The sequence below is a fragment of the Stenotrophomonas sp. genome (assembly GCF_036662295.1).
GTDB lineage: Bacteria > Pseudomonadota > Gammaproteobacteria > Xanthomonadales > Xanthomonadaceae > Stenotrophomonas.
Genome location: NZ_JAVWXA010000024.1, coordinates 31,323 through 48,765, shown reverse-complemented (window position 1 = coordinate 48,765; position 17,443 = coordinate 31,323). Strand labels below are relative to the sequence as shown.

18 protein-coding genes are annotated in these 17,443 nt (G+C 68.8%); 8 read left to right on the top strand and 10 right to left on the bottom strand.

What is annotated here, in order from left to right:
- The first annotated feature begins 371 nt into the window (after positions 1–371).
- Positions 372–638, top strand: coding sequence for a DUF2007 domain-containing protein (locus RSA25_RS07165; RefSeq protein WP_332808211.1), 267 nt, complete (start codon positions 372–374; stop codon positions 636–638).
- A gap of 30 nt (positions 639–668) precedes the next feature.
- On the top strand, positions 669–1,319 hold the full coding sequence (gene msrA, locus RSA25_RS07160; RefSeq protein ID WP_332808214.1) for a peptide-methionine (S)-S-oxide reductase MsrA: 651 nt from the start codon (positions 669–671) through the stop codon (positions 1,317–1,319).
- Positions 1,320–1,410: 91 nt separating this feature from the next.
- Here the strand turns inward: msrA and RSA25_RS07155 are convergent, their stop codons facing one another.
- From RSA25_RS07155 to ahpC, 5 genes are all read right to left on the bottom strand, one after another.
- Positions 1,411–2,373 carry a transaldolase gene (locus tag RSA25_RS07155; RefSeq protein WP_332808210.1) on the bottom strand — a complete coding sequence of 321 codons (963 nt, stop codon included), beginning with the start codon at positions 2,371–2,373 and terminating at the stop codon, positions 1,411–1,413.
- Between the two features lie 47 nt (positions 2,374–2,420).
- Positions 2,421–2,828, bottom strand: a complete 408-nt coding sequence (rnk, locus tag RSA25_RS07150) for a nucleoside diphosphate kinase regulator (RefSeq protein WP_332808209.1) — start codon at positions 2,826–2,828, stop codon at positions 2,421–2,423.
- 151 nt (positions 2,829–2,979) lie between these two features.
- Positions 2,980–3,930, bottom strand: coding sequence for a DNA-binding transcriptional regulator OxyR (gene oxyR, locus RSA25_RS07145; RefSeq protein WP_332808208.1), 951 nt, complete (start codon positions 3,928–3,930; stop codon positions 2,980–2,982).
- 87 nt (positions 3,931–4,017) lie between these two features.
- On the bottom strand, positions 4,018–5,610 hold the full coding sequence (gene ahpF / locus RSA25_RS07140; protein ID WP_332808207.1) for an alkyl hydroperoxide reductase subunit F: 1,593 nt from the start codon (positions 5,608–5,610) through the stop codon (positions 4,018–4,020).
- A gap of 152 nt (positions 5,611–5,762) precedes the next feature.
- Entirely contained in the window at positions 5,763–6,326 is a 564-nt protein-coding gene (gene ahpC / locus RSA25_RS07135) for an alkyl hydroperoxide reductase subunit C (protein WP_068849365.1), read from the bottom strand.
- A 294-nt stretch (positions 6,327–6,620) separates the two neighbouring features.
- Between ahpC and prmC the strand changes: the two genes are divergently transcribed.
- The 3 genes from prmC to pip are packed head-to-tail and all read left to right on the top strand — an operon-like array spanning position 6,621 to position 8,869.
- Positions 6,621–7,475, top strand: coding sequence for a peptide chain release factor N(5)-glutamine methyltransferase (gene prmC, locus RSA25_RS07130; protein ID WP_332808206.1), 855 nt, complete (start codon positions 6,621–6,623; stop codon positions 7,473–7,475).
- A gap of 54 nt (positions 7,476–7,529) precedes the next feature.
- On the top strand, positions 7,530–7,883 hold the full coding sequence (locus RSA25_RS07125; protein WP_332808205.1) for a DUF5713 family protein: 354 nt from the start codon (positions 7,530–7,532) through the stop codon (positions 7,881–7,883).
- A 41-nt stretch (positions 7,884–7,924) separates the two neighbouring features.
- Complete coding sequence (gene pip, locus RSA25_RS07120) at positions 7,925–8,869, top strand: prolyl aminopeptidase (RefSeq protein ID WP_332808204.1); 945 nt, start codon at positions 7,925–7,927, stop codon at positions 8,867–8,869.
- Positions 8,870–8,985: 116 nt separating this feature from the next.
- On the opposite strand, the gene RSA25_RS07115 is transcribed toward pip, so the two are convergent.
- On the bottom strand, positions 8,986–9,873 hold the full coding sequence (locus RSA25_RS07115) for a LysR family transcriptional regulator (RefSeq protein ID WP_332808203.1): 888 nt from the start codon (positions 9,871–9,873) through the stop codon (positions 8,986–8,988).
- Between the two features lie 109 nt (positions 9,874–9,982).
- On the opposite strand from RSA25_RS07115, the gene RSA25_RS07110 reads away from it, so the two are divergent.
- Positions 9,983–11,413: an MFS transporter gene (locus RSA25_RS07110; RefSeq protein ID WP_332808202.1), complete on the top strand. Its 1,431-nt coding sequence runs from the start codon at positions 9,983–9,985 to the stop codon at positions 11,411–11,413.
- A gap of 128 nt (positions 11,414–11,541) precedes the next feature.
- On the opposite strand, the gene RSA25_RS07105 is transcribed toward RSA25_RS07110, so the two are convergent.
- From RSA25_RS07105 to RSA25_RS07090, 4 genes are read right to left on the bottom strand one after another with little or no spacing between them, the layout of a single operon-like run.
- Entirely contained in the window at positions 11,542–12,351 is an 810-nt protein-coding gene (locus RSA25_RS07105; protein ID WP_332808201.1) for an N-formylglutamate amidohydrolase, read from the bottom strand.
- On the bottom strand, positions 12,344–12,895 hold the full coding sequence (locus RSA25_RS07100; RefSeq protein WP_332808200.1) for an NUDIX hydrolase: 552 nt from the start codon (positions 12,893–12,895) through the stop codon (positions 12,344–12,346). The genes RSA25_RS07105 and RSA25_RS07100 overlap by 8 nt, the downstream gene beginning before the upstream one ends.
- The gene (locus RSA25_RS07095; protein WP_332808199.1) at positions 12,892–13,845 is read right to left on the bottom strand and encodes a 5'-3' exonuclease H3TH domain-containing protein; all 954 of its coding nucleotides are present in this window, start codon (positions 13,843–13,845) and stop codon (positions 12,892–12,894) included. The genes RSA25_RS07100 and RSA25_RS07095 overlap by 4 nt, the downstream gene beginning before the upstream one ends.
- A gap of 1 nt (position 13,846) precedes the next feature.
- Complete coding sequence (locus RSA25_RS07090; protein ID WP_332808198.1) at positions 13,847–14,422, bottom strand: nitroreductase; 576 nt, start codon at positions 14,420–14,422, stop codon at positions 13,847–13,849.
- Between the two features lie 331 nt (positions 14,423–14,753).
- Here RSA25_RS07090 and RSA25_RS07085 point away from each other — a divergent pair, with 331 nt between their 5' ends.
- Positions 14,754–17,063 carry a DUF1631 domain-containing protein gene (locus tag RSA25_RS07085; RefSeq protein ID WP_332808197.1) on the top strand — a complete coding sequence of 770 codons (2,310 nt, stop codon included), beginning with the start codon at positions 14,754–14,756 and terminating at the stop codon, positions 17,061–17,063.
- Entirely contained in the window at positions 17,060–17,407 is a 348-nt protein-coding gene (locus RSA25_RS07080) for a hypothetical protein (protein WP_332808196.1), read from the top strand. The genes RSA25_RS07085 and RSA25_RS07080 overlap by 4 nt, the downstream gene beginning before the upstream one ends.
- The last annotated feature ends 36 nt before the right edge of the window (positions 17,408–17,443 follow it).

Sequence of the window (17,443 nt, the reverse complement as noted above, 5' to 3'; positions counted from 1 at the left end):
GGGAGTGCCGCGCGGCCGCCGGGGGCCGGCCCCGACCCACCCACGGGCATTGCGAGGAGCCGGCCAGCGGCCGGCACTACCCGTCCACGCGCATTGCGAGGAGCCGGCCAGCGGCCGGCACTACCCATCCACGGGCATTGCGAGGAGCCGGCCAGCGGCCGGCACTACCCATCCGCGCGCATTGCGAGGAGCCGGCCAGCGGCCGGCACTACCCGTCCACGCGCATTTCGAGGCGCCGGCCAGCGGCCGGCATTACCCGTCCAGGCGATGCCGGCCGGTTCCCCCGGACGCGTCCCGGCAGCCCTCCCGCGGGTCGGCACGCCTTCAGCCCCCGGGCGTATGCTGACCCCACGCCCCCCGGAGCCCCGCCCATGCACGTGATCTACCAGGCCGACAACCTGTTCGATGCCCATCTGGTCAAGCACGCCCTGGAGGATGCGGGCATCCCGGCCTTCGTGTTCGGCGAATCGCTGCTGGGCGGCATGGGCGAGCTGCCCCTGTTCGGGGTGCTGCGGGTCTGCGTGCCGGACCTGGCGCGGCCGCAGGCCGAGGACATCGTGGCCGGCCTGGACTTGGGCGGCGCCCCGGACGACCCCATATTCGACGGGGATGAAAGCGCCGGCCTGTTGCCGGCCTAGGAGACTGCCATGTTGGGAATCGCCAAGGGCCTGTTGGGGATCGGTGCGTTCAAGCAGCGCCTGCCGCGCCCCGATGAAGCGCTGCCGGGTCGTGACCACCCGCTTCCGCTGCACAACCAGCATTTCGTCAACAGCCACCCGCTGCAGGACAGATTTGCCGGCCTGCAGCGCATCCGCGTGGCGATGGGCTGCTTCTGGGGCGCCGAGCGCAAGTTCTGGACGCTGCCGGGCGTCTACACCACCTCGGTCGGCTATGCCGGTGGCAGCACGCCCAACCCGACCTACGAAGAAGTCTGCTCAGGCCTGACCGGGCACACCGAGATCGTGGACGTGGTCTTCGACCCGGCCATCATCAGCCTGGCCCAGGTGCTGCAGGTGTTCTGGGAAAACCACGACCCCACCCAGGGCATGCGCCAGGGCAACGACACCGGCACCCAGTACCGGTCGGCCATCCATGCCACCAGCCAGGCGCAGTTCGATGCCGCCCTGGCCAGCCGCGATGCCTACCAGGAGCGCCTCACCGAGGCCGGCCACGGCGCGATCACCACCGAGATCGTGTTCCCGGCGCCGACGTACTACTACGCCGAGGATTATCACCAGCAGTACCTGGCCAAGAACCCGAACGGTTACTGCGGCATCGGCGGCACCGGCGTGAGCTGCCCGATCGGCGTGGACGCCTGACCCACCTGGCAGCGCCGGCCGTGGGTCGGCGGCCAGCAACGCAAAAGGCCCCGCCATGCGGGGCCTTCTGTTGTCCGGCAACCGGCCGCGCTTACAGCCGTTCGCGGATGGTCTGGCGCAGGGCTTCCAGGTCCTTGGCGAACGCATCGATGCCGGTGGCCAACTTCTCGGTGGCCATCGGATCGGCGGCCAGGTCGGCCGCGAAACGCGCGGCATCGATCGGCGTCACCGTGACCGCCTCGGCTGCACCGGCGACCAGCTGGCGCGGCAGCGCGCCGTGGTCGGCGTCGAGCTTCTCCAGCAGGTCCGGCGAAATCGTCAGCCGGTCGCAGCCGGCCAGTGCCTCGATCTGCGCCGTGGAGCGGAACGAGGCGCCCATCACCACGGTGGGGGAGCCGCGGCGCTTGAACTCGGCATACACCCCGCGTACGAACACCACGCCCGGGTCGGCGTCGATGCTGGCCGGCGACTGGCCGTTGGCCACGTACCAGTCCAGGATACGGCCCACGAACGGTGAAATCAGGAAGGCGCCGGCCTCGCTACACGCCAGCGCCTGGGTCGGGTTGAAGATCAGCGTCAGGTTGCAGTCGATGCCCTCGGCCTGCAGCACCCGTGCGGCCTCCACGCCGGCCCAGGTGGCCGCGATCTTGATCAGCACCTTGCTGCGCGGCACGCCGGCCGCTTCGTACATCGCAATAAACTGGCGCGCCTTGGCCACCGTCGCGTCGGTATCGTGGGCCTGGTCGGCATCCACTTCGGTGGAGACGCGGCCGGGCACCAACGTGCTCAGCAGCGTGCCCACGCCCACCGTCAGCCGGTCGGCCACCGCGTGCACGATCGTCTCGCGCTCGCCCGCCTGCTCGCGGCCCCAGGCCAGCTCGCGCTCGATCAGCTCCGCGTACACCGGCAGGTCCAGCGCCTTCTTGACCAGCGTCGGATTGGTCGTGCAGTCGACCGGCTTGAGGCGCTTGATCGCCTCGTAGTCGCCGGTATCGGCCACCACCACGGAGAGATCACGCAACTGGGTGAGCTTGGACGGAGAAACGGTGTTCATTGCGACTCCTGGTACGAAACGGGAGCCTGCCCGGTGGCAGGCGGAAATCAGGGATGGGGCTGGTTGTGGACGGCCGTCACGCGCAGGCGCAGCTTGCGGCCGCCCGGGGCATCCCAGTCCATGGTCTGGCCCACGGCCAGGCCCAGCAGCGCGGTGCCGACCGGTGCAAGGATGGACACCTTGCCCTGTTCAACATCGGCTTCGCGCGGGTAGACCAGCGTCAGCACGTGCTTCTCGTTCTGCAGCTCATCTTCGCATTCCACCCGCGAATGCATCATGACGATGCCCTCGGGCATCTGCGCCGGCGCCACCACCGTGGCCCGGTTGAGTTCCTGGGCCAGTGCCTGCGCCGCCGGGGTCTGGCTGACCGCGGGCGATTCAAGCATGGCATCCAGCCGATCCATGTCGTGGCTGGAAACAATGATGGACGGGGGCAGCCCGCTGGAAGTGGACATGTAAAGCTCCTTGCGATTGATGATGGCCCATGCAAAAGGCGGCGCCTGCTGGCACCGCCTGGGTTCTATTGTGCTGCCTATCGAAGGCGGAAGCGACCCGTGCCGCATCGGGTGGGATGCGGCACGTTCAGGGGCTGCGTGGCACGCCGGATCAGGCGGTGCCGCGCGCGGCCTGGCCGATCTCCGAATCGGTGTTTTCCAGGGTGAACAGGCCATCGGGCAGGCGCTTGAACTGCTGTGCCAGCTGCTGCAGGAAACCGGTCATCGCCGAGCTGCGGCGCCAGGCCATCGCGATGCGGCGACTGGGGCGATCATCGCCCTGGAAATCGAGCAGGCGGATGTTCTCCGAGCGCGGCACCGGCGGCTTCACCGACAAGGTGGGCAGCAGGGTGATGCCCACGTCGGCGGCCACCATCTGGCGCAGCGTTTCCAGGCTGGTGGCGCGGAACTCGGATTTTTCATTGGCGCCGAACAGGCGGCAAACCGCCAGCGCCTGGTCACGCAGGCAATGGCCATCCTCCAGCAGCAGCAGCTTCTGGGTGGACAGCTCCTGCACATCCAGATGGTGGCGGCGGGCAAGCGGATGCTGCCCGGACACGGCCAGCAGGAACGGCTCCTCGAACAGGAACTCCGCGTGCAGCTGGTCATCGTCCAGCGGCAACGCCAGCAGCGCCGCATCCAGCTTGCCCTCGCGCAGGCGCGCCAGCAGCTCGTCGCTCTTTTCCTCGACCAGCAGCAGCTCCAGCTGCGGGAAGCGCTCGCGGATGTTGGGGATCACATGGGGCAGCAGGTACGGGCCCAGCGTGGGGAAGATCCCCAGCCGCACCGTTCCCGCTTCCGGGTCACGGCTGCGTCGGGCCGCTTCCTTCATCTGTTCCACTTCGGCCACGATCGTGCGCGCACGCGCCGCCGCCTCCACCCCGGCCGGGGTGAGCATCACTTTGCGGGGGGCACGCTCGACCAGGGGCAGGCCGAGCTCGTCCTCCAGCTTGCGGATCTGGGTGGACAGGGTGGGCTGGCTGACGAAGCACGCCGCCGCGGCGCGGCCGAAGTGCCGGTGGTCGGCCAGCGCCACCAGGTATTTCAGATCACGTAGGTTCATTTCCTTGGACCTCTACACGGTAATGGACCGGGTGATGACGTGGCTTACCCAGCAGGTGGGTCCCGGCGAACCGGGACCCTGGACGTTTCAGGCAGCTTCGGCGACAGCGCCGCTGCTCTTGGGAACGGATGTACGAATCAGGTGATCGAAAGCGCTCAGTGCGGCGGTGGAACCGGCGCCCATGGCGATGATGATCTGCTTGTACGGTACGGTGGTGCAATCGCCCGCTGCGAACACCCCGGGGACACTGGTCTGGCCACGGTCGTCGATCACGATCTCGCCCCGCGGGGAGAGCGCCACCGAGCCCTTCAACCACTCGGTGTTGGGCAGCAACCCGATCTGCACGAAGATGCCTTCGAGCTCGACCCGGTGCGCATCGCCACCGACGCGGTCCTGGTAGACCAGCCCCGTCACCTTCTGGCCATCGCCCAACACTTCCTGGGTCAGGGCGCTGGTGATGATGGTGACGTTGCCCAGGCTGCGCAGCTTCTTCTGCAGCACTTCATCGGCGCGAAGTGTGTCATCAAATTCCAGAAGGGTCACATGCGTCACCAGCCCCGCGAGGTCGATCGCCGCTTCCACGCCGGAGTTGCCGCCGCCGATCACCGCCACGCGCTTGCCCTTGAACAGCGGGCCATCGCAGTGCGGGCAATAGGCCACGCCCTTGTTGCGGTACTGCGCCTCGCCCGGCACGTTCATCTGGCGCCAGCGGGCACCGGTGGACAGCACCACCGAGCGCGACTTCAGCACCGCGCCGTTTTCCAGGGTGATCGCGACCAGGCCGTCGTCGCCGGCCGGGGTCAGCGCGCTGGCCCGCTGCAGGTTCATGATGTCCACCTCGTACTCGCGCACGTGCTGTTCCAGCGCGGTGGCCAGCTTGGGGCCGTCGGTTTCCTTGACCGAGATGAAGTTCTCGATGGCCATGGTGTCCAGCACCTGGCCGCCGAAACGCTCGGCCGCCACGCCGGTGCGGATGCCCTTGCGCGCGGCATAGATGGCCGCGGCCGCGCCGGCCGGGCCGCCGCCCACCACCAGCACATCGAAGGGCGCCTTGGCGGCGATCTTTTCCGCGTCGCGCTTGGCCGAGCCGGTGTCCAGCTTGGCCACGATCTGCTCCAGGGTCATGCGGCCCTGGTCGAACATCTCGCCATTGAGGTACACGGTGGGCACGGACATGATCTGGCGCGCCTCGACCTCGGCCGGGAACAGTCCGCCGTCGATCGCCACGTGCTGGATGCGCGGGTTGAGCACCGCGGCCAGGTTCAGCGCCTGCACCACGTCCGGGCAGTTCTGGCAGGACAGCGAGAAATAGGTCTCGAAGCGGAACTCGCCGTCCAGCCCCTGCACCTGCTCGATCAGCTCGGCGGTGGCCTTGGACGGGTGGCCGCCCACCTGCAGCAGGGCCAGCACCAGCGAGGTGAATTCATGGCCCATCGGCAGCCCGGCGAATGCCAGGTGGATGTCCTGGCCGGGGGTGGTCAGGGCGAAGGAGGGGGTGCGCTCGGCACTGTCGCGGCGCACGTCCAGGCGGATCTGCGCCGACAGCGACACCAGGGTGTTGAGCAGCTCCAGCATTTCCTGCGACTTGGCGCCGTCGTCCACGTGCGCCGTGATCTGGATCGGGCGGGTGACGCGTTCCAGGTAAGTCTTGAGCTGGGACTGGAGGTTGGCATCCAACATCGAAAAACTCCTTGATTCAGGCAAGCGGACGGCGTGGGCGCACCCGGCGGATGCACCTGCGCGACGTGGGGGTGAACCCAAGCCGGCGTGCAGGCACCGGCTTGGGTTCACCCCCACCCCCGTCGGAACGGGAATGGGGGTGGGGGACGGCCTTAGATCTTGCCGACCAGGTCCAGCGACGGGGTCAGGGTCTTTTCGCCTTCCTTCCACTTGGCCGGGCAGACCTGGTTCGGGTTGGCGGCGGTGAACTGGGCAGCCTTCAGCTTGCGCAGGGTCTCGGAGACGTCACGGGCGATCTCGTTGGAGTGGATCTCCAGGGTCTTGATCACGCCTTCCGGGTTGATGATGAAGGTGCCGCGCAGGGCCAGGCCTTCTTCCGCGATATGCACGCCGAAGGCGTTGGTCAGCTGGTGGGTCGGGTCGCCGACCAGCGGGAACTGGGCCTTGCCCACGGCCGGGGAGGTCTCGTGCCACACCTTGTGCGAGAAGTGGGTGTCGGTGGTGACGATGTACACCTCGGCACCGGCCTTCTGGAACTCGGCGTAATGATCGGCGGCGTCTTCGATCTCGGTCGGGCAGTTGAAGGTGAAGGCAGCCGGCATGAAGATCAGCACGGACCACTGACCCTTCAGGGTGCTGTCGGAGACCTTGATGAACTCGCCGTTCTGGTAGGCGTTGGCTTCGAACGGCTTGATCTGCGTATTGATGAGCGACATCGGTATTCCTCTTGGTGAAGGGGGTGGGTGAAGCGACCAACACAGGTTAGCGGCTCCATTCCTATAAGGACAATCCATTGATTGCATCTATACGATAGCCATAGTCTATCAAAAAGGCCTTATCGATGGATGAACCGATCAGGCTATTCGCGGCGAAACCCTTGTCCTGCATGACTTTTTCAGGATTTGAGGGTTCCTCACGACAATAGCCAGCGCTTATCCGAGCAGCCGCCTGGCTGAACCCAACTCGACGGTGGCCTACACTGCGCGCCCCGACTTTCGCCCTGATCCGACATGACCGCTGCCCCCCGCGACGTCCGCCAGCTGCTCGCCGAGGCCGCCTCCGCCCTGCCGGGCGTGGAGGGGCGGCACGAGGCCGAGTTGCTGTTGCTGCACGTGCTGGAGCGGGAGCGCAGCTGGCTGTTCGCCCACGCCACCGACCCGGTGGCGCCGGCCGAGGCGGCGCGCTTTGCCGGCCTGCTGGCACGGCGGGTGGCCGGCGAGCCGGTGGCCTACCTGGTGGGCCACCGTGGCTTCTGGACCCTGGACCTGGCGGTGAACACCGCCACGCTGATCCCGCGTCCGGAGACCGAGCTGCTGGTCGAGCTGGCGCTGGCGCGGCTGCCGGTGGGCACCGCCGCGGCAGTGGCCGACCTCGGCACCGGCAGCGGGGCGATCGCCCTGGCGCTGGCCAGCGAGCGCCCGCAGGCCACGGTGGTGGCCACCGACATCAGCGCCGAGGCGCTGGCGGTGGCGCGTGCCAATGCCGCGCGCAACGGGCTGCAGGGCGTGCGCTTCCTGCAGGGCGCCTGGTTTGCGCCGCTGCAGGGCCAGCGCTTCGATCTCATCGCCAGCAACCCGCCCTATATCGCCAGCGACGACCCGCACCTGCAGCAGGGCGACCTGCGCCACGAGCCGGCCACGGCGCTGGCGTCGGGCATCGACGGCCTGGACGACATCCGCCTCATCGTCGCCGAGGCCGCCGCGCACCTGCTGCCCGGTGGCTGGCTGCTGATCGAACACGGCTGGGACCAGGGCGCGGCGATCCGCGCGCTGTTCACCCAGGCCGGCCTGGCGCAGGTGCATACCGAGCGCGACCTGGAAGACCGCGACCGGGTGACGCGCGGCTGTCTGCCGGGCGCGCGCTGACGGTGCCTGAAACATGGCGCGGGTAGAATGGCCGTCCATCAGAAAGGAAGCACCATGACGACGGCCCCTCCCGCCATTTCCAACGCGACGCTGCAGTCCCATGTGTTCCTCGCCGACATGCTCCAGGACGCGTATTTCCCCCCGGCGCTGGTGGCCAAAGGCCAGCAGATCCTGCTGCGCCTGTGCCACCGCATCGAGCGCGATCGCCCGGCCGACGGCCCGGCGTTGATGTCGCTCACCCATGCGGCCACGCTGGAATTCAACGTGCTGGGCGAGGCGTTCGAAGCACAGGACAGCGAACTGGAAACCGCCGCCCGCGACAACATCGGGGCCGACTTCGAGCTGATCGCGCGCAGCTACGGGTTCGATGTGGACGTCGAGGCGCTGATCAGCCCGCGCGAGTGGTGATTCCACCCCCTCGCGCCTGCCCCCAACAACGGAGTTCCGCCATGCGTACGCTGTATCCCGCCATCACCCCCTACGACGTCGGCACCCTGCAGGTCGATGATCGCCACACGTTGTATTTCGAGCAGTGCGGCAACCCCGATGGTCTGCCGGTGGTGATGCTGCACGGTGGCCCCGGTGGCGGGTGCAGCGAGAAAATGCGCCAGTTCCACGACCCGGCCAAGTACCGGATCATCCTGTTCGACCAGCGCGGCGCCGGGCGTTCCACCCCGCACGCGGACCTGGTGGACAACACCACCTGGGACCTGGTGGCCGACATCGAGAAGCTGCGCGAACACCTCACGGTGGATCGCTGGCAGGTGTTCGGCGGCAGCTGGGGCTCGACCTTGGCCCTGGCCTATGCGCAGACCCACCCGCAGCGCGTGACCGCGCTGGTGCTGCGCGGCATCTTCATGCTGCGCCGCTGGGAGCTGGAGTGGTTCTACCAGGAAGGCGCCAACCGCCTGTTCCCCGATGCCTGGGAGCACTACCTCAAGCCGATCCCGGCGGTGGAGCGGCATGACCTGATCTCGGCGTTCCACCGTCGCCTGACCAGCGACGACGAAGCCACCCGGCTGGCGGCCGCCAAGGCGTGGGCGGTGTGGGAGGGCGCGACCAGCTTCCTGCACGTGGACGACGACTTCATCAACAGCCATGAAGACCCGCAGTTCGCGCTGGCCTTTGCCCGCATCGAGAACCACTACTTCGTCAACGGTGGCTTCTTCGAGGTGGAAGAGCAGCTGCTGCGCGACATGCCGCGCATCGCCGACATCCCCGGGGTGATCGTGCACGGCCGCTACGACGTGGTGTGCCCGTTGCAGAACGCCTGGGAACTGCACAAGGCCTGGCCGGCCTCCACGCTGGAGATCAGCCCGGCGTCGGGCCATTCGGCGTTCGAGGCGGAAAACGTGGATGCCCTGGTGCGCGCGACCGACCGGTTCGCCGGCTGACCCGGCGCGCGACGACCCAAGCGCGTCACCGGACACAACGCGGATAGGCCACGACCGTTGGTCGTGGCGCGCGCGGCGTCGGATGGGGTAGTCAGGTGCCGACCCACGGTCGGTACCTACCAGGCGCCGGCGAGCAGCGCCTCGGCCAGCACTTTCAGCTTCGGCGAGGCCTGCCGCGAGGGCGGGTAGACCAGCGACAACGCGCGGCTGCGGCCTTCGAACGGCTGCAGCACGCGTTGCAGGCGGCCGTCGGCGAGCGCGTCGGCCACCGCGAAATCCATCACCTGCACGATCCCGATGCCGGCCAGCGCGCCTTCCACCAGCGGGTCACCGCTGTCGAACACCATCCGCGCCGGCGCGGTGAACTCGCGCAGCTGGCCGTCGCGCTCGCGGAACTGCCAGTCCACCAGCCGCCCGCTGCGCAGGTTGCGCACCGCCAGGCAGACGTGGTCCTGCAGCGCCTCCACCGTGGCCGGCATGCCGTGCCGGGCCAGGTAGTCCGGCGAGGCCACGGTCACCCAGTGCAGGGGGCGCAACGGGCGCGCGACCATGCGCACATCGCTGATGGGGCCGGTACGCAGCGCCGCATCGAAACCTTCTTCCACCAGGTCCACCAGGCGGTCGTTGAGCACCAGCTCGAACTGCAGCTGCGGGTGCGCGGCGGTGAGCTGGCCGGCCAGCGGCACCAGCACCTTGCGGCCGAACATCGACGGCGCGGTCAGCTTGAGCACCCCCGAGGGCGTGCACGGGCGGTCGCCCAGGCGCCGCTCGGCATCCTCCAGCCCGCACAACAGCGGCGTGCAGTGGTCCACGAACTGACGGCCGTCCGGGGTGAGGCTCACATTGCGGGTGTTGCGATGGAGCAGGCGCACGCCCAGCTCGGCCTCCAGCCGGCCGATCGCCCGTGACAGCCCGGACTGGCTGAGGCCCAGCTGCCCGGCGGCCACGGTGAAGCTGCGGGCCTCGGCCACGTGCACCAGCATGCGCACCGCGTTGAGATCCATGGCTGTTCTCGATTGATGCGAAAATGCATCGCAGAAATCGAATTATCCGTATTTATTTGTGGGCCGTCATCAATGAGACTGCCCCCCTTCCCCTGTATTCCCCATCGGCATGACCCACTCCCCCCGTTCCTTTCCGCCACGTCTGGCACTGACGCTGCTGGCCATGGCCCAGCTGATCATCGCCCTGGACGCCACCATCATCTTCGTCGCCCTGCATGAGATGGGCGTGCAACTGCAGATCAACGCGCAGCAGCTGCAATGGATCGTCAGCGGTTACACCGTGGCCTTCGGCGGCTGCCTGCTGCTGGGTGGGCGCGCGGCCGACCTGCTGGGGCGGCGCCGGGTGTACCGGCTGGGCATGGCGCTGTTCGCGGTGGCCTCGCTGGTGGGCGGCTTCAGCAACAGCGCCTGGCTGCTGATCGGCGCGCGCGCGGCGCAGGGGATCGGCGCGGCGCTGTTGTTCCCGGCCACGCTGTCGCTGATCAACACCCTGTATGCCGAAGGGGCGCCGCGCAACCGCGCGCTGGCGATCTGGTCGATGGCCAGCGCCGGTGGGCTGGCGCTGGGCACGTTGCTGGGCGGCGTGCTGACCCAGCATTTCGGCTGGTCCTCGGTGCTGCTGGTGATCGTGCCGGTGGCTGGCGCGTGCGCACTGCTGGGCGGGTGGTGGCTGCCGCGCGACCCGGCGCCGCAGGCCGGCCGTTCGTTCGACCTGGCCGGCGCGCTGACCGTCACCGTGGGCGGCAGCCTGCTGGTCACCACGCTGGTGCAGGGCCCCGAATGGGGGTGGGCGGCGCCGCGCACGCTGGCCTGCCTGATCGTGTCGGTGCTGCTGCTGGCGGTGTTCGTGCAGATCGAGAAGCGCAGCGGCGACCCGCTGATGCAGTTTGCCCTGCTGCGCCTGCGCAGCCTGCGCGCGGCCATGCTGCTGACCCTGCTGTTCATGAGCAGCTTCGGGGTGCAGTACTACTTCCTGGCGCTGTACTACCAGGATGGCTACGGCTGGAGCGCGCTGCAGGCCGGGCTGGCGTTCCTGCCGCCCACGCTGGTGTGCACCTACGGCATCCGCGTGGCCGAGCAGATGCTGGCGCGCCGTTCGCCACGCCAGGTGCTGGCGCTGGGCATGGCCGCCGGCGCGGTGGGCATCGCCGCGGTGGCCGTGGCGCTGCCGCATGGCAGCACGTACTGGGCGCTGCTGCCGGGCATCATGGTGCTGAGCATCGGCCAGGGCATGACCTGGACGGCGATGTGGATCGTGGCCGGGCAGGGCGTGCCGGCCGCGCAGCAGGGCGTGGCCTCCGGCATGGCCGCCACGGCGCAGCAGATCGGCGGCGCGCTGGGGCTGGCGGTGCTGGTGATGCTGGCCAACGCCGGGCGCGATGCGCAGGCCGCCGGCGGCAGTGCCGAGGCGCTGCAGGGGCTGGTCAACGCGCAGTACGGCGCGGCGCTGTTCGCCCTGCTCGGCGTGGGCGTGGCGCTGTGGTTGCGGCCGCAGCAGGACGAAGCGGCGCCGGCAACGGGCTGCGCGAACGAGGCCTAGCACGGCCGTCATCTGCGACAGCGCGGACGCAACATCGGTAGTGCCGGCCGCTGGCCGGCATCCCACAGCCACCGTCGCCCCAACGAAAACCGACTTCGGCCGCACCTACTCGCGCACCCAACCGGACCTCACCCAGGCAGCAGCGCTTCCAACGGCGGCTGCAACGCGGTGAAGATGCGCGCCAGTCGCTGCGCCCACGCCTGCTGGCCAGCCGCATCGGCGATCAGATCCTGGCGGATCTCCAGCTCCACGTGCACCAGCCCGCGGCCTTCGCCATGCACCGGCACCGCATAGTCGCTGGTGCTGCTGACCGAATACGGCTGGTTGTCGCCCACCACCAGGTCGCCCTCGTCGCGCAGCGCCTGCAGCAGCGCGTGCGCGAAGCGCGTATCGCGGTGGTAGAGCACGCCCACCTGCCACGGCCGCACGGTGTCGGCCATCACCGGGGTGAAGCTGTGCATCATCACCAGCAGCGTCGGCCGGGCCTGGCTCTGGCGGGCGTCCAGCTCGGCCTCGATACGCCGATGGTAGGGGGCGTGGATCGCCTCGATGCGCTGCTGCCGCTGCAGCGCCGACAACGCCTGGTTGCCGGGCACGTCGGTGTGGTCGCTGGTCGCCGGCATCAGCGTGGGCGAGGCCAGCGGGCGGTTGCAGTCGATCACCAGCCGCGAATAGGTTTGGGTGATCGCCCAGGCATCAAGCAGGCGCGCCAGTTCCAAGGTGACCCCGGCAATGCCGATGTCCCAGCCGATGTGCCGATCCAATTCGGCCTGCGGCAGGCCCAGGTTGGCCAGGGCGGCCGGCACCTGCTGACCGGCATGGTCGGCGATCAGCAGGTAGGACGAGCGCCCCTGCGGCTGGTGCACCGCGTAGGGCGCCGGATCGGCCGGGCCCAGCAGGGCGCCGGCGGCGATCGGGTGGGCGTGCGAATCAGCCACGCGGGGTGCCGTCCAGGTGGTGCTCGATCATCCACAGCCCGGCCCACAGCTTGGCGTCCAGCTCGAAGCCCTGGCCGATCTTTTCCACCAGCCACGCCGCCGCGCGCAGGCGCGGGATCTCGTGCACGGTGATGTTCTCGCTGGCATCGCCACCGCCATCGCCCACCTTGCGCAGGCCGGTGGCCCGCACGAAGGCGATCTTCTCGCTGCTGGCACCGGAGGAAGTCGGGCCGATCATCAGTACCTCGGCATGCTCGGCGGTCCAGCCGGTTTCCTCCTCCAGCTCGCGGATCGCCGAGACCTCGATCGATTCGCCGGCGTCGATGTCGCCCACCAGGCCGGCCGGCATTTCAATCGTGCTGGCCTGCAACGGCACCCGGAACTGCTCGACGAACAGCACGTTGTCCTCCGGGGTGACCGCGATGATGATCGCCGCCAGGCCGCCGGCGTGGGTGCGCTCGCTGTATTCCCACGTGCCGCGCACCACCATGCGCTGGTATTTGCCTTCGTAGACGACCTTGGGGGCTTGCGTGTTGGGGCTCATGCGAACTCGCTGGCAATGGAAGGGGAATCGGGCAGGCCGGCGGCGCTGAACAACCGGCGCCGGGTCAACGGACCAAACCGGAGCGCTTCGCACAGGCCCTGCAGCATCTGCGGATCGGCGCTGCCGCGGCGCAGGTCGGCCTCGGCCACGTCCAGCGGCGCATCCAGTGCGATGGTGGTCAGTTGCCGCCACAACAGGGCGTGTTCGCGCTGCTCGCGCAGGCGCACGGCCATCTGCGCGGCACCGCGCAGGCGCAGGAACGGCACTTCGTCCAGGCGCTCATACAGCGTGTCCAGGCTGCCGAAGTGGGCCAGCAGCACCGCCGCGGACTTGGCGCCTACGCCGGTCACGCCGGGAATGTTGTCCACCGCATCGCCGCACAGGGCCAGGTAGTCGGCGATCTGGTGCGCGTGCACGCCATGCCGCGCCTTCACCCCGGCCATGCCCCAGCGCTGGTTGCGCGCGTAGTCCCACTGCTCGTCATGCTCGAACAGCAACTGGGACAGGTCCTTGTCGGCGGAGATGATCACCCCGCGCATGCCGGCCTCGCGGCGGGCATGCAGGGCGCTGCCGATCAGGTCATCGGCCTCGTATTCGTGGTGGGCCAGCACCGGCAGGCCCAGCGCCACGCACAGCGCCTTGCAGTGCGCGAACTGGCGGCGCAGCGCATCCGGGGCCGGGTCGCGGTTGGCCTTGTAGGCGGCATACAGACGGTGCCGGAAGCAGCTGTCCAGCGCCTCGTCGAAGGCGATGGCGATGTGGTGCGGGCGCTCGCGCTCCAGCAGGTCCAGCAGGAAGCGGGCAAACCCGTGCACGGCATTGGTGGGCCAGCCGTGCTGGTCCTGGAACTCATCGGGCATCGAATGCCAGGCGCGGAACACGTACAGGCTGGCATCGACCAGGTACAGCGGCGGGCGTGGCGCGATGTCGGTGGCGGGGAACGGGCTCACGTCAACCGGCCCAGTCCTGCAGCAGCGCGGCCGGGTCCGGGCGGTCGCGCTCGGGGGCCTCGGTACGCGGGGTGCCGATATGGATGAAGCCGGCGATGCGCTCGTCCTCGGCCAGGCCCAGATGGGCGCGCACGGCCGGGTCGAAGGCCATCCAGGCGGTCAGCCACTGCGCCCCGAAGCCCAGCGCCTGCGCGGCCTGCAGCAGCGCAAAGCACACGCAGCCGGCGGTCATCAGCTGTTCCTGCTCGGGCACCTTGGGATTGGGCTGCGGCCGGGCCACCACGGTGATCACCAGCGGGGCGTGCGAAAACCGCAGCCGGTCCTTCTCCAGCTGGGCCGCGGAGACCTGCGGGCCGCGCTCGCGGCTGCGCTGGACCAGGAACTCGCCCAGACTGTGACGCGCATCGCCGGCGATCCGCAGGAAACGGAACGGCACCAGCTTGCCGTGGTCGGGCACGCGGACCGCCGAGGCGAGCATCCGCAGCAGAGTGTCAGGGTCCGGCCCGGGCTCCCCGAGTTGCCGCGAAGGCAACGAGCGGCGGGCGTCCAGGGCTTGCAGCGCGGGGGAGTCGGGCATGGTGTCTCGATCAAGTGTCACGGTCGAACCAGTATAGTCGCGGCAGTTTGTGACACGGCTTTGGGCCATCTCCGGGTCATTTGCGACAAAGCGTGATGAACATCACTTAATCAACGGCATTCCTTCACGTGCCTGTACTCGCTTCCCGGGGACGCTGGCCTTACGATACAAGGCCTGCCGGTACCCCGGTCATGAGGTTCAACGTGCGGACTGTTTCACTGTCCCTGACCGGTAGGCCGACCTGCCATCCGGATGCAGGTGCCTGGGGGGCGCCGGTGTCCATCGTATCCATGCTGCATTCTGTGCCCGCGAAGGTGGGGAGCCTTTTCGCATGATCGCCACGCCCAATGCATTGGGGCAGCCGGGTCGCGACCCTGCGCTGCTGAAGCTGGCCCGCGACGGCGTATTGCCGGCGCTGGTCGATTCGTTCGCGACCGTGCTGGCCCGTTTCGATGACGTGCTGTTCGACCGTGCCGGCACCGCCGGTGCCTCGCAGTTGCTGTTCCTGGATGGCATGCGCGAACTGCGCCGCCGCCGCGAAGACATCGTGCGCGGCTTCCGTGGCCACCTGGCCCAGGCCTGGGACGCGCTGGAGAACGGCCAGCCGGCATCGGCCGAAGCCACCCTGGCCGGCCAGATCGAAGACGGCCTGAGCCTGGTGCCCGAACACGTGCTGGAATCGCGGCTGGCCGTGCGCAATTTCGCCACCGTGCTGCTGCGCGACTGGAAGCCGGTGCTGGCCCGCCTGGACCGCCGCCTGGGCTGGATCGCCGGTGGCCTGGAACTCAATGCCGACACCAACCCGATCAGCCCCGAGCACCTGGGCGTGGCCATCCATGAGGCATTCGCCGATTGCGAGCTGGCCCCGGAAGTGCGGCTGGTGCTGATCAAGCTGTGCGAGCGCGACCTGCACGGCCCGATCGGCAAGCGCTACGAGGCCCTGGACGAGCAGCTGGCCGCCGCCGGGGTGATGCCGCAGATGGCCGCCCCGCGCCGCCCTGCGCCGCGCCCGCCGTCGCCCCGCAACGAGATGGACGACCTGGTCGACGCGCTCGACCCCGACGCGCTGGGCGGTGGCGACGACGCGGCCGCACCGGCCTGGGCGCGGCGTTTTGCCGACCGCTGGGCCGAGAGCCGCGGGCGGATGCAGTCCGCCCATCCCGGCCAGTCCGCCGCCGACCCTGGCGACGGCATGAGCAACAACCAGGGCATGCTGCTGGAAGCCCTGCATGAACTGCTGCAGCAGACCCGCCACGTGCGCGAGGACGCCACCTCGGCGGCCAGCGTCGCGGTCGGCCAGCAGCGCCCGCTCAGCCAGCGCGAGATGATGTCGGTGCTGTCGCTGCTGCAGGCCACCCCGAGTGCCACCCTGCGCGCGGCCATCGGCGAAGACGGCGAGTCGCTGGCGCAGCGCCTGAAGAGCGAAGTGCTCTCCGGCGCCACCCGCCTGGGCGTGGACCCGGCCCAGGCACGCCTGGACCCGCAGGACGAGGACGCCATCGACCTGGTCGGCATGCTGTTTGACGTGATGCTCGACGAGCGCGACCTGGAGGGCCGCTCGCGCGAGCTGATCGGCCGGCTGGTGGTGCCCTTCGTCAAGGTGGCCATGCTCGACCGCCGCATGTTCGTGCAGAAGACCCACCCGGCGCGCAAGCTGCTCAACTCGCTGGCCGAGGCCTGCGAAGGCAACACCGGCGAAAGCCAGGCCGAGCGCGTGCTGATGGGCAAGGTCGAGGAAATCATCGAGCGCCTGGTGGCCGAGTTCAACGAGAACCTGGCCATCTTCCTCACCCTGGAAGAAGAATTCCGCGACTTCCTCACCCAGCACCGTCGCCGCATCGAAATCGCCGAACGCCGCGCCGCCGAGACCCAGCGCGGCCAGGAAAAGCTGGAGATGGCGCGCACCCGGTCGGCCACCGAGCTGGACCGGCGCATCGCCGATGCCACCCTGCCGCAGGCGATCGGCGAGTTCCTGCGCCAGCCGTGGCAGCACCATCTCACCCTGACCGTGCTGCGCGAAGGCGAAGACGGCGCCTCGGTGGGCGAGGCGCTGGCGCTGGCCGACGGCATGCTGGACGAAGTGGCCGAAGCGCGCCGGCAGATCGTGGGCAAGCCGTGGCTGCAGGCCTGGCACCCGGCCCTGCGCAAGGTGTTTGCCAGCGTCGGCGTGCATGCCGATGCGGCCACCGGCGCAATCGATGCCCTGCACGACACCCTGCAGGGCATTGCCGAATCACGGCCGGAACTGGAACGCGCGCTGCCCGAGCTGCCGCAGGTGGTCCTGCCCGTGCCGCCCACCCAGGAAAGCGCGTCGGTCGAACTCGGCAGCAAGGTGGACGTGAGCGATTTCGACAACGCCGACGCCGACCGCTTCCGCGGCCTGGAGATTGGCAGCTGGCTGGATTTCGTGGACAAGGATGGCAAGGTCCAGGCCGGCAAGCTGTCCTGGGTGAGCCCGATCTCCTCGCGGCTGCTGTTCGTCAATCGTCGCGGCGTCCGCTTCTGCGTGGCCTCGCCGGAAGAACTGGCGGTGATGGTGCGCCTGGGGCGCCTGCGCGCGCACATCGATGATGGCGCGTTCGACAGCGCGATGCAGGGCGTGATCGATCGCCTGGACAACAAGAACGCCACCGTGCATTGAATGATGGCGGCGGGCGAGGCGGGTTGAAGGAAAGCGCCGGGCATTGCCCGGCGTTTTCATTTCTGGGCGGATCGGATCTGGATCGTGCGCGACGGCGAGGCTCTGTTCTGCGGCGCCGGCGGATCGAGGGCGGCGAGCGCTCTCGGATTTATCGCTCCGACTCTTCGGTCGTCCAGCCGGATTTTATGAAGAAATACCTCAGAAGCCTTAGGGTCACATACATCCAGACAATTGCGAAAAGCGGCATTATTTCCGGAATCCGCCCTGGCATCATCCAGACGGTGAACGTTCCAGAAAAATATACCGCCACAAACGCTGCCATGACCAAAAATCGCTTGATGTAGCGAGGCATTGCACCCGTCCCTTGATAGCAAAGTCAT

Bases quoted from the DNA above. Each gene is read 5' to 3' on its own strand.
- RSA25_RS07165 (WP_332808211.1), top strand. From the start codon at position 372: ATGCACGTGATCTACCAGGCCGACAACCTGTTCGATGCCCATCTGGTC.
- RSA25_RS07155 (WP_332808210.1), bottom strand. From the start codon at position 2,373: ATGAACACCGTTTCTCCGTCCAAGCTCACCCAGTTGCGTGATCTCTCC.
- rnk (WP_332808209.1), bottom strand. From the start codon at position 2,828: ATGTCCACTTCCAGCGGGCTGCCCCCGTCCATCATTGTTTCCAGCCAC.
- oxyR (WP_332808208.1), bottom strand. From the start codon at position 3,930: ATGAACCTACGTGATCTGAAATACCTGGTGGCGCTGGCCGACCACCGG.
- ahpF (WP_332808207.1), bottom strand. From the start codon at position 5,610: ATGTTGGATGCCAACCTCCAGTCCCAGCTCAAGACTTACCTGGAACGC.
- ahpC (WP_068849365.1), bottom strand. From the start codon at position 6,326: ATGTCGCTCATCAATACGCAGATCAAGCCGTTCGAAGCCAACGCCTAC.
- prmC (WP_332808206.1), top strand. From the start codon at position 6,621: ATGACCGCTGCCCCCCGCGACGTCCGCCAGCTGCTCGCCGAGGCCGCC.
- RSA25_RS07125 (WP_332808205.1), top strand. From the start codon at position 7,530: ATGACGACGGCCCCTCCCGCCATTTCCAACGCGACGCTGCAGTCCCAT.
- pip (WP_332808204.1), top strand. From the start codon at position 7,925: ATGCGTACGCTGTATCCCGCCATCACCCCCTACGACGTCGGCACCCTG.
- RSA25_RS07115 (WP_332808203.1), bottom strand. From the start codon at position 9,873: ATGGATCTCAACGCGGTGCGCATGCTGGTGCACGTGGCCGAGGCCCGC.
- RSA25_RS07110 (WP_332808202.1), top strand. From the start codon at position 9,983: ATGACCCACTCCCCCCGTTCCTTTCCGCCACGTCTGGCACTGACGCTG.
- RSA25_RS07100 (WP_332808200.1), bottom strand. From the start codon at position 12,895: ATGAGCCCCAACACGCAAGCCCCCAAGGTCGTCTACGAAGGCAAATAC.
- RSA25_RS07090 (WP_332808198.1), bottom strand. From the start codon at position 14,422: ATGCCCGACTCCCCCGCGCTGCAAGCCCTGGACGCCCGCCGCTCGTTG.
- RSA25_RS07085 (WP_332808197.1), top strand. From the start codon at position 14,754: ATGATCGCCACGCCCAATGCATTGGGGCAGCCGGGTCGCGACCCTGCG.